Below are 10,820 nucleotides of genomic sequence, written 5' to 3'. Positions count from 1 at the left end.
ACATGCTCAGCCGAAGGCCGCCCGCATGTACGGCAGTTACTAGTCTGAGTGATCAAGTACGAGGACTCGTTCGGACCGCGAGGTTAAAGATCAAGTTAGGGCGCGGTGTGCCCCGGAGCGTCGCTACGGCCGCTGCCGGCATTCCCTGGCGATCGACGACCGTGTCGGGGCCAGTTCCAGGTCGACCGTCCGGGCCTCGGCCTCGGTCACCGCAACGGTCGGTTCCGTGCGGGGGAGGGTGCGGACGTACCGGATGCGCAGGCAGGTGGGCGGGTGCCCGCTGCCGGACGCGTCGCCCCGAAGCTCTGAAAGGCGAAGCCGGCGCGCTCGCTCGGCCTCCGGCACCGACGCGAGGTAGGCGCGCAGCATCTCCCACAGGTCGCCGTCGCCCCGGCGGGAGAGGCGCTCCAGGGCGAAGACGGCCGGCTCCTGGAGCAGCAGGGCTTGCAGCAGGCTCTCCGCGGAGGCGGCAGTGGTGATGCGGGCGGCCGTCCGGTCCGCCCGGTACGTCTGGTCGGCGATATGGGAGCTCAGCCTTCGCAGCTGCGCGTGGAGCAGGTGTGCGCCTTGGGCGAGCAGCCCCAGCAGCGGGCGGGCGATCATCTCGCCCACATGGGCGATGTTGCTCGATTGCCGGCCGTCCGCGAAGGAGTGGCGCACGCCGAGCGCCTGATCCGGTCGCTCGGGATCGGGCCTGAGGAGGCTCTCCCAGCCCGCGAGCGAGTCCAGAGCCGAGCGGACCCAGCGGGCGCGCGGCCGTCCTTCGTCCGCCGCGTGGGCGAGTTCGCGGACGAGCAGGGCGAGGCGCTGATCCGTCGTGAGGGTTTCCCAGAGCGGCAGGCCCAGCACGAGTACCCGGCGGCGACGCAGTCCGACGGCCACCCAGCGGGCCCCGTACCGTGTGTCGAAAGCGAGCAAGTCGGGTGGCCGGGTCCCGAGTTCGGCGCCGATCCGCTGGACGATCGCGTGGAGCGCGGGTGCGGTGGCGCGGTCGACGGTGTGCTTGGGCGGCTTCCCCGGACGTGGGAACAGCATCAGGGCGGCCAGGAGCTCGATGGCGCCCAGGACCTGCTGCGGGCGGGTACCGGTGATCAGCAGCCACGCCCCCGTGGCCACCAGAGCCGCGGTGATCAGATTGACGGCGGTGGCCAGTGCGAGTGCGCCGTACATGGCGGCGCTCGGGGGCGAGGTGTCCGGGCCGTTCACCGCTGTCCGGCCGAACAGACGTTCCTGGCGGGCCAGTTCACGGGCTTCGCGCTTCCGCATGCCGACCGGGCCGGCCGGATCGACGTTCCAGTCGCAGGCCGCGCACCAGGTGCTGAAGCGGTCGTCCGATGCCGCCGGCGCCGCGTGGCACCGGGGGCAGATCGCATCCGAGTCGTCCTTCACAAGGTGTGATCATGCGCCGACCCCGGCTCCGACGACAGGCCCGGCCCACAATCCTTACCTGGTCATGACCCGGACACCCGGGCCGGCCGGTGATCCCGCGGCGTCCCGGTCACCGGCACGGGACGGAGAGCGGGGCCCCACCCGTGTCACCGTCCGGTTCCCCGGGCACGTCCGCCGGGAGTTCCGCCGTGACCACGAAACCGGCCTCGGGGCCCCGGCACGCCTCCAGCGAGCCGCCGGCCGCGGCGAGTCGTTCGGCGAGGCCCTCCAGCCCGGTGCCCCCGATGCCCGGGGAGGGCGGTGCGGCCGGGGTCCGGCCGTCGTCGGTGACTGTGAGCCGGACCCGTTCGGCGGTGCCTTCGAGCACGAACGAGCAGGTCGTCGCGTCGGAGTGGCGTACGACGTTGGTGACGGCCTCCCGCACCACCCAGCCCAGCAGCGCCTCCGTCTGCGGGGCGAGCGGTGGCCCCGAGCGGCGGAGCACCGGCTCGATCCCGGCGGCGGTCAGCGCGGACCGGGCCCGGTCGAGCTCGGTGGCCAGGCTCCCCTCCCGGTAGCCGGTGACGGCCTCCCGGATCTCGGTGAGGGCCTGACGGCCGACGGACTCGATGTCGGCGACCTGGGTGAGCGCCGCGTCCATGTCGCGCGGTGCGAGCCGGCGCGCGGCCTCCGACTTGACCACGATCACGGAGAGCGTGTGGCCCAGCAGATCGTGCAGATCGCGGGAGAAGCGCAGCCGCTCCTTCTCGACGGCGGTGCGGGCCAGTTCCTGCCGGGTTGCGCGCAGTTCCATCACGGTCTCCGCGAGGGTGAGGATCGCGGCGGTCACCGCACCCGAGATGAAGGTGCCGTAACCGATCGTCCACGGGTCCGAGCTGCCGTTGCCGCGCCACACCGCCACCGAGGTGGCGACCGCGGCGAGCGAGAGCACGCCGACCGCCAGCTGCCGGTTGCGCAGGATGGTGCCGCAGGCCAGCGAGAGCAGCGGGAAGAACAGCAGCCAGCTCCCGCCGTAGCCGATGGCGAGCGCGAGCGTGACGGCGGCCATCGCGGCGAGCAGCCAGTACGACACCGGGCTCTCGCGCTTCTCCTTGACGAAGCCGCGGAACACCACGGAGATGTAAAGGGAGTTGAAGGTGAACAGCCCGAGACCGCCGAGCCAGGGATTGGGTGCCTCGCCCTGGAAGAGATTGGAGAAGGAGCCCATGCCCATCAGCAGCCAGGGCAGCAGGGTGTACGGTGCCGGCGGGCCGGGGCGCCGCTCCTCGCCCCCCTTGCGCCGGCGCCTCCACGGGCCCGGCCGCCCGTCCGCACGCGTACCCGTTCGGTTCCTGGGCATGTCCACTCCTGTCACACGGTTCTCGCGGACCGACGGTACGAGATCACGGCGTACGTACCGAACAGCAGGAGCCATCCGCAGAGCACCGCGATCGTGGCGGCGCCGGGCGCGTGTCCCTCGGTGGTCGCCCAGCCCAGGTCGGCGAAGCGGTTGGCCGGGGTGAACCTGCCGATGGAGCGCAGCCACTCGGGCAGCAGCTCCAGCGGGAACCACAGCCCGCCGACGATCGCGAAGCCCATCAGGCAGGCCACGTTGACCACTCCGGTGCCCTGCGGGGTGAGCCGGTAGCCGTTGCCGAGGCCGAGCAGGGTGAACGGCAGCGCGCCGATCCACAGCAGCAGCGCCAGCGCGATCCACTGCCAGGCGTCCAGCCGCACCCCGTTGAGCAGCCCGCCGGCCAGCAGCACCGTCAGGATCGTCGGCAGGACCGTCACCGAACCGCTGATCGCGCGGCCCACGACCGCCTGCGAGGGGGCGAGCGGGGTGACCCGCAACTGCTCCAGCCAGCCGAGGGTCTTGTCGGAGGCGACCCCCGTACCGATCGACATGGCGGAGCCCAGCGCCCCGTACGCGGCCATGCCGACCATCGAGGCGGTCTTCCAGCCGTCGACGTCGTTGCCGCCGCCGATGTTGGTGAAGAGCAGGTACATCATCACCGGCATCCCGGTCCCGAAGATCAGGAAGAAGCCGTCGCGCAGGGTCCGGCGGATTTCGAGCACGATGTAGCGGAACATCAGACGGTCTCCCTCTCGGAGTCGGTTACGGGTGGAGCGGCGGCCGGTGACGTGAGGGAGAGGAACGCGTCCTCCAGCGTGGCCCGGGAGACCTGGAGGTTGCGGATCGCGTCGAGGCGGGCCAGCTCCCTGACGGTGGCGTCCGAGTCGTCGGTGTGCAGCAGCGCCCGGTCCCCGGACACCTCGACGGCGACCACGCCGGGCAGCAGCTCCAGGCCCCCGGTCGGCCCGCCCGCCAGGTCGAAGGAGACGAGGCTGCTGCCGGCCGAGCCCCGGATCGTGTCGCCGGTGCCGTCCGCGACGACCCGGCCCCGGTCGATGACGACGATCCGGTCGGCGTTCTCGTCGGCCTCCTCCAGATAGTGGGTGGAGAACAGGACGGTGTTGCCGCGCCGGGCATAGGCCCGCATCGAGTCCCAGAACGTGCGGCGCGCCTCCACGTCCAGGGCGGCGGTCGGCTCGTCCAGGACGATCAGCTCCGGATTGCCGGCCAGCGCGACGGCGAAGCGGACGCGCTGGGTCTGGCCGCCGGAGAGCTTGTCGATGCGCCGGTTCGCGTACGCGGTCACGCCCGCCAGGGAGAGCGCCTCGGACACCGGCATCGGCTTCGGATAGGTGGAGGCGACGAAGGCGATCAGCTCGCGGACGGTGACCCGCTGGATGGGCCGCCCGTCCTGGAGCATGGCGCCGACCAGGCCGTCCCGCACCGCGTGCTCGGCGCTCCGCCCCAGCACCCGCACCGTGCCGGAGTCCGGCTGGTCGAGGCCGAGCAGAAGCCGGATGGTGGTGGACTTGCCCGCCCCGTTGCGGCCGAGCAGGGCGACGGTCTCGCCGCGGCCGATGGACAGATCGATCCCGTCCACGGCCCGTACACCGTGCCCCGCCCGGCCGAAGGTCTTGACCGCCCCGGTGAGGACCACCGCGGCTCCGCTCCCCGTTGTCTGCATCATGAACACGACGCTACGGAGGCCGCCGGGGTCCCCGGCAGATGTCTGTGTACGGACTTCGCCATGACATATGTCATGACCGGATGCCGGCCCACGGACGAATCTGACGCCGCGTCAGCAGCAGTCTTCACAACTGCTGGGCGCTGCGTTATACATGGATTCATCGGCTAGAACGCGTTCTAGAACAGGCGTCGCGGCCGGTCCCGCGCGACCTCGGTGCGGCCGACGGTGCGGACGGCCGCGCCGAGGTCTTCCCACCATCAAGGAGCAGCTCTCCCATGCCCATTGATGCCGAAAAGGCTCTCGCCGCCGAACCCCGCTCCACCCGGATCGGCTGGGACCACAAGGATGTCCAGCTCTACCACCTCGGGATCGGCGCCGGCTCCGACCCCGGCCGTGCCGACCCCGCCGTCGACCCCCACGAGCTGCGCTACACGCTGGAGTCCCGGCTCCATGTGCTGCCCTCCTTCGCCACCGTGGCGGGCGCGGGCGCGGGTGTCGTCGGCGGACTCTCCTCGCCCGGCGTCGACATCGACCTCGCCGCCGTCCTGCACGGCGGGCAGAGCGTGCGGGTGCACCGGCCGATCCCGGTGCGGGGCAGCGCCGTACAGACCTCGAAGGTCGCCGCGGTGTACGACAAGGGCAAGGCGGCCGTGCTGGTGCTGCGCACCGAGGCCGCCGACGAGGAGGGCCCGCTGTGGACCAACGACGCCCAGATCTACGTCCGGGGCGAGGGCGGCTTCGGCGGTGAACGCGGCCCGTCCGGGCGGGCCGCCCATCCCGTGATCGCCCCGAACCACGTCGTGGAGCGGCCGGTCCGGCCGGACCAGGCGCTGCTGTACCGCCTCTCCGGGGACTGGAACCCGCTGCACGCCGACCCGGAGTTCGCCGCGCGGGCCGGCTTCGACCGGCCGATCCTGCACGGACTGTGCACCTACGGCATCACGCTCAAGGCCGTCACCGATACGGTCCTCGGCGGCGATGTGACCCGTATCCGCTCCTACCGCACCCGGTTCGCCGGGATCGTCTTCCCCGGCGAGACCCTCCGCATCGAGATGTGGACCGCCGAGGACCAGGTGCGGGTCGAGGTGAGAGCCGTGGAGCGGGACAACGCCCCGGTCCTCGGCGACACCTTCGTCGAGCACTCCTGAACCCGCACCCGCACCCGGACCGACTCCAAGAGGACCGCAGCCCACGTTCCGCAGGCCCACGTTCCGCAGGCCCATGAGGGGAGCCGCACCATGCGCGCAGCCGTACTGCACGAGATAGGCCAGGACAAACTGGAAGTCCTCGACGACGTCGAGGCGGTGGGCTTCGGCCCCGGCAAGGTCAGGCTTCGCATCAGGGCCACCGGACTGTGCCACTCCGATGTCTCCGCGATGAGCGGGGTGCTGCCGCAGCCCGCCCCGTTCATCCCGGGCCACGAGGGCGCCGGCGAGGTCCTGGACGTCGGCGACGGCGTCACCGGGCTGAGCGCGGGGGACCGGGTACTGGTCTGCTGGCTGCCCGCCTGCGGGGCGTGTCCGTCGTGCAGGCGCGGCCAGAGTCAGCTCTGCCTGGCCGGTTTCATGAACGCGGGCACCCCCAACTTCAAGCGCCCCGGCGGCGATGTATTCGGCTTCGCGGGCACCGGCACCTTCACCGAGGAGGTCGTCGTCGGCGCGGGCTGCGCGGTGCCGATCCCCGACGACGTACCGTTCGAGATCGCCGCGCTGATCGGCTGCGGGGTGACCACCGGACTCGGCGCGGCCATCAACACCGCACAGGTGGAGGCCGGTTCGTCGGTCGCCGTGATCGGCTGCGGCGGCGTCGGCATCTCCACCATCCAGGGCGCCAGGGTGCAGGGCGCCGCCCAGATCGTGGCCGTGGACCCGGTCGCCTCCCGGCGCGAGGCGGCGCTGCGGTTCGGCGCGACCGAGGCGGTCTCGCCCGACGAGTTCGCCGACGCCAAGCAGCGGATCACCGCGGGCGAGGGCTTCGACTACGTCTTCGAGGTCGTCGGCAAATCGGCCACCGCGCGCACCGCGTACGACCACACCCGGCGCGGCGGCACCCTGTGCATCGTCGGCGCGGGCGCGATGGACGACAACTTCCAGGTCAACATGTTCGAGCTGTTCTTCGACGAGAAGCGGATCCTGCCCTCCATGTACGGGGGCGGCGATGTGCTCCGCTCGTACGAACGGGCCATCGCGCTCTGGCGGGCCGGGCGGATCGACCTCGAATCGATGATCACCCACCGGGTGCGGCTCGACGGGATCAACGACGCACTCGACCAGATGCGGACCGGCGAGTCGCTGCGCACCTGCGTCGAGCTCTGACCACCGCCCGCCCCTCCCGAGAGGACTGGAGAGATTCCGATGTCACTTCCCCTGGACGGCATGTCCGCAATCGTCACGGGCGCGGGCCGCGGCCTCGGACGCGCCGAAGCGCTGGAACTGGCGGGGCTGGGCGCGTCCGTGGTCGTCAACGACTACGGGCAGCCGGGCCGCGACGGCTCCGGCGAGGCGTCCGCGACGCCCGCCGAGGAGGTCGCCGAGGAGATCCGGGCCGCGGGCGGCCGGGCGGTCGCGCACCTCGGCGACGTCTCCGACCACGAGCAGGCCCGCGCCCTGGTGGAGCTGGCCGTCGACTCCTACGGAAAGCTCGACATCCTGGTCAACAACGCGGGCATCCTGCGCGACCGGATGATCTTCTCGATGACCGAGGACGAGTGGGACTCCGTCATCAGGGTCCACCTCAAGGGCCACTTCAACACCACGCACTTCGCCGCCGCGCACTGGCGCACCCGCTCCAAGGAGTCCGGCGGCCCGGTCCACGGCCGGATCGTCAACACCTCGTCGGAGGCGTTCCTGGCCGGTTCGGCGGGCCAGCCGAACTACGCGGCGGCCAAGGGCGGCATCGTCGGCCTCACCACCTCCACGGCGCTGGCCCTGGCCAGGTACGGAGTCACCGCCAACGCCATCTGCCCGCGGGCCCGCACCCGGATGACCGAGGACGTCTTCGCGGGCTTCCAGGAGCCGACGGACGGCCGGCTCGACGCGCTCGCACCCGAGCACGTCGCGCCACTGGTCGGCTATCTGGCCTCCCCGGCCGCCGCCAAGGTCAACGGGCAGCTGCTCGTGGTGCACGGCGGGATGGTCGCGATCGTCGAACGCCCCAGGGTCGTGGCGAAGTTCGACTCCTCGAAGGAGACCTTCTCCTTCGAGGAGCTGGACGAGCTGATCTCGCCGTACTACGAGGACCGCCCGCCGAACGAGACCTTCGCCGCGGCGGAGGTGCTCGGCCTGAAACGGGGCTGACCGACGGGGGGTCGGACCACCGCGGACACGGGTGGGCCCCGGCAGCCGGCCGGCTGCCGGGGCCCACCGCCCCTCGTCGCTGTTCCGCGCGGTCAGGCCGCCCGGCTGTCCCCCTCGGAGGGGCGGCGGTGGCGGCCGTGCGGCTGTGCAGACGTGTCGTCCATCGACTCACCCCCTCGGTGCTTTCCGTAGCCGCCGTCTTCGGCCCCGTCCGCGTCCTCCGGACGCGTCTGGGTCATGTCGGTTCGGGCTTCAGACATGTGGGAAGTCACCCCGTTGTGATCGCTTACTTACGTGTGTGTCACCGGGCCGATCACGCCCACCGCAACACGGCGCGGTCACCGTCGGCGACCGCCGGGTACGGTTGCGTAGCCCGGTTCCAGATTTTAACCAGGCACCACGCGTCCCGTAAGAGGCGCCTGCCCCAGCGGAATCGGCTTGCACACGGGTAGAGGCGCAGCGGCGGCGGACGGTTGCATACCGCTTTCCGCGCCGGGTTCCGCCGACGGCCGCGTGCCATGTTCGTCGTCCACCGGTGCCTCCAGCAGAGCCACACCGCAGGCCACGTTCCGGTCCGCGTACGGGAGTCCGAGCACGCCGTCCCGGGTCCACACCCCGCGACCGGCCTGCCATCCCTCGGGGGCGGCGAGATGATGCAGCCGGCGCCCGGCCGGGCGCCACACCCCGACCCAGCTGCCCGCCGCCCCGTCGATCCGCAGCGCCACCGCGCAGCTCTCCGGCATCAGCATCTGGCCCGGCTGCACGGCGAACGGCGTCACCGCCACATCGGCCGGGCGCAGGCACTCCGGGAAGCGCACCGGCAGACAGCTGCCGAGCACGCCCCACCCCAGCCGGTCGTGTCCCGGCGCGTCCGAGCGGATCAGCAGCAGCCCGCTGTCCGGATCGGCGAGCAGCAGCCGGTCGTTGCTGTCCGGGGCGATCTGCAGCAGCGGTGTCACCTCGCCGCCCCGCTCCAGGTCCACGGCGACCGCCTTGACCGGGCCCCCGCCCGGCATCTCCCGGTCCAGGGCCAGCATCCGGCCCGCCCGGTCCAGCCAGACGCCGCCGGAGCAGCGCCCCGGAACCTCCGCGACCGGCTCGGGACCGAAGGCGCCGCCCGCCACCAGCCAGACGGAGGTGGAGTGCGCGCCGGCCGACAGCGCGTACGCGCTCATCCCGTCCGGCGTGGGCGGCAGCAGGGTGAGGTCCGCGCATTCGACGGCGCCGAGCGGGAGTTCACCGGTACCGGGGCCGGTCGGGTAGAGCAGCGACACCGCGTGCCGGTCCGCGACCCGACGCCGGATCAGTACCCGCCCGTCGGCCAGCGGCAGCACCTCGGAGTCCGGTTCCTCCGGCTGGTCGAGGGGGAGCGGTACGGCGTACGGCTCGGGCCCGTCGAGCGTCCAGCGCTCCACGAACCACGCCCCGCCTGCCTCGCCGGACGCCTCCGCCGGCACCGCCGCGAGCGCGAGCCGGGCCGCGTACGAACCGTCCGCGGCGATCGTGAACGCGGGCGCGGCGAGGGCTGCCCCGAGGGGCGTGCCCGCTCCGTTCGTTCCGTCCGGCGGGTCGTCCGGCGCAGCGGGAGCCTCCGGCTCGCCGTTCTCCAGGGCCGCGTCCCCGTGGTCTTCGGCGGCCCCGGCCGCGCCTACGGTCTTGTTCTCGATGGCACAGACAGTCATGGGCTGCTCACCTCCGGCAACCGAAGGTAGTTTTCGCACTTCCTGCCGAACAACACGAGACCCGCCTCTTCACGCATAAGGGTGGCGATGCCCGCATTCGCCTGAGGGGGAGGGGGTGACTGTGCTGGGCGTGAGGCGAATGAGTAAGGTTAGGCAGCCCTAAGCAGTATCTGTCTGTTCTTCACAACTGGAGCAAGTGATGTCCCTTCGTCGCCGCGGCACCGCCGCAGTCGGCCTGGTGGTGGCTGCCGCCCTTTCCCTCTCGGCCTGCGGGAGCGACGACGGGGGGTCGGGCGGCTCGGCCAAGTCCGAGGGCGGCGACAAGAAGGCGGCCGTCGCCACGGGCGGCAAGGACTTCGGCGACGCCGCGAAGAAGACGGCGGAGTACGGGACGGACGCCGAGGCCGGCCAGTTCCCCCGGACCCTCACCCACGCCATGGGCAAGACGGAGATCAAGTCCGCCCCCAAGCGCGTCGTGGTGCTGGACGTCGGCGAGTTCGACAACGTCGTGTCGCTGGGTGTGAAGCCGGTGGGCTACGCCCCCTCCGAGGGCGACGCGGCGATTCCCTCGTACCTGAAGAAGAACGCGGGCAACCCCAAGAACGTCGGCACGATCAACAACCTCAACCTTGAGGCGATTGCCGGACTGAAGCCCGACCTGATCCTCGGCAGCCAGCTGCGTGCCGCCGACAAGTACGACGCGCTCTCCAAGATCGCGCCGACCGTGTTCTCCATCCGTCCGGGCTTCACCTGGAAGGAGAACTACCTCCTCAACGCCGCCGCGCTGGACAGGACGGCCAAGGCGAAGAGCGAGCTCGGTGCCTATGAGGCCAAGGCGAAGAAGCTCGGCGAGGACATCGGCCCGAAGAAGCCGACCATCTCCATGGTCCGCTACCTGCCGGACCGTATCCGTCTCTACGCCAAGGCCTCCTTCATCGGCACCATCCTCGAAGACACCGGTCTGCCGCGGCCGAAGAACCAGCAGATCGACGACCTCGCCGCGGAGATCAGCCCGGAGAAGATCGACGAGGCCGACGCCGACTGGATCTTCACCGGTGTCTACGGCGACGTGAAGGCCACCAAGCGCGACACCACCCAGGCCAACCCGCTGTGGAAGAACCTCAAGGCCGTCAAGGAGGGCCGGGCCAAGAATGTCTCCGATGAGACCTGGTACCTCGGCCTCGGTGTCACGGCGGCGAACCTGGTCCTCGACGACCTCCGCGCCGACCTCGTGAAGTGACGGTCGCAGGCCGTGGCCGGCCTCGTGAAGTGATGATCGAGAGCAGGCCGTGGGCGGCCTCGTGAAGCGGTGATTGCCGAGCAGGGCGTGGGGGGGGGGACGGAACCCCCCCCCCCCCGCCGCAAAAAAACAAAAAGGAAGGAGGACTTTTTCTTTCCCCACCTCCCCTCCCCCCCCCCCCCCACCCCCC

The 10,820-nt window shown here is 71.5% G+C and carries 10 protein-coding genes; 4 read left to right on the top strand and 6 right to left on the bottom strand.

The features are described 5' to 3' along the window. Positions 1-123: 123 nt before the first annotated feature. From ACFV8T_RS14180 to ACFV8T_RS14165, 4 genes are all read right to left on the bottom strand, one after another. The gene (locus ACFV8T_RS14180; RefSeq protein WP_385327353.1) at positions 124-1,389 is read right to left on the bottom strand and encodes a hypothetical protein; all 1,266 of its coding nucleotides are present in this window, start codon (positions 1,387-1,389) and stop codon (positions 124-126) included. Between the two features lie 109 nt (positions 1,390-1,498). Next, entirely contained in the window at positions 1,499-2,728 is a 1,230-nt protein-coding gene (locus ACFV8T_RS14175) for a sensor histidine kinase (protein ID WP_385327351.1), read from the bottom strand. Between the two features lie 11 nt (positions 2,729-2,739). After that, positions 2,740-3,462, bottom strand: coding sequence for an ABC transporter permease (locus ACFV8T_RS14170; protein ID WP_385327349.1), 723 nt, complete (start codon positions 3,460-3,462; stop codon positions 2,740-2,742). Continuing rightward, complete coding sequence (locus ACFV8T_RS14165; protein WP_385327382.1) at positions 3,462-4,382, bottom strand: ABC transporter ATP-binding protein; 921 nt, start codon at positions 4,380-4,382, stop codon at positions 3,462-3,464. The genes ACFV8T_RS14170 and ACFV8T_RS14165 overlap by 1 nt, the downstream gene beginning before the upstream one ends. 305 nt (positions 4,383-4,687) lie before the next feature. Here ACFV8T_RS14165 and ACFV8T_RS14160 point away from each other — a divergent pair, with 305 nt between their 5' ends. The 3 genes from ACFV8T_RS14160 to ACFV8T_RS14150 all read left to right on the top strand — a co-directional run bounded on the left by ACFV8T_RS14160 (position 4,688) and on the right by ACFV8T_RS14150 (position 7,708). Beyond that, positions 4,688-5,560, top strand: coding sequence for a MaoC/PaaZ C-terminal domain-containing protein (locus ACFV8T_RS14160; RefSeq protein WP_385327348.1), 873 nt, complete (start codon positions 4,688-4,690; stop codon positions 5,558-5,560). 90 nt (positions 5,561-5,650) lie between these two features. Continuing rightward, the gene (locus ACFV8T_RS14155) at positions 5,651-6,727 is read left to right on the top strand and encodes a Zn-dependent alcohol dehydrogenase (protein ID WP_385327347.1); all 1,077 of its coding nucleotides are present in this window, start codon (positions 5,651-5,653) and stop codon (positions 6,725-6,727) included. Between the two features lie 39 nt (positions 6,728-6,766). Further along, a complete protein-coding gene (locus ACFV8T_RS14150; protein WP_385327346.1) occupies positions 6,767-7,708 on the top strand; it encodes a 3-oxoacyl-ACP reductase in 942 nt (313 codons plus the stop codon). Between the two features lie 92 nt (positions 7,709-7,800). Here the strand turns inward: ACFV8T_RS14150 and ACFV8T_RS14145 are convergent, their stop codons facing one another. Together ACFV8T_RS14145 and ACFV8T_RS14140 are read right to left on the bottom strand one after the other, a co-directional pair. Beyond that, positions 7,801-7,968, bottom strand: coding sequence for a hypothetical protein (locus ACFV8T_RS14145; protein ID WP_385327345.1), 168 nt, complete (start codon positions 7,966-7,968; stop codon positions 7,801-7,803). A 126-nt stretch (positions 7,969-8,094) separates the two neighbouring features. After that, positions 8,095-9,390, bottom strand: coding sequence for a hypothetical protein (locus tag ACFV8T_RS14140; RefSeq protein WP_385327344.1), 1,296 nt, complete (start codon positions 9,388-9,390; stop codon positions 8,095-8,097). A gap of 199 nt (positions 9,391-9,589) precedes the next feature. On the opposite strand from ACFV8T_RS14140, the gene ACFV8T_RS14135 reads away from it, so the two are divergent. Further along, positions 9,590-10,630, top strand: coding sequence for an ABC transporter substrate-binding protein (locus ACFV8T_RS14135; protein WP_385327342.1), 1,041 nt, complete (start codon positions 9,590-9,592; stop codon positions 10,628-10,630). The last annotated feature ends 190 nt before the right edge of the window (positions 10,631-10,820 follow it).

The organism is Streptomyces sp. NPDC059832, from assembly GCF_042731715.1.
Lineage (GTDB): Bacteria > Actinomycetota > Actinomycetes > Streptomycetales > Streptomycetaceae > Streptomyces.
The sequence above is the reverse complement of the archived record's forward strand: the minus strand, read 5'-3'. Positions and strand labels throughout refer to the sequence as shown.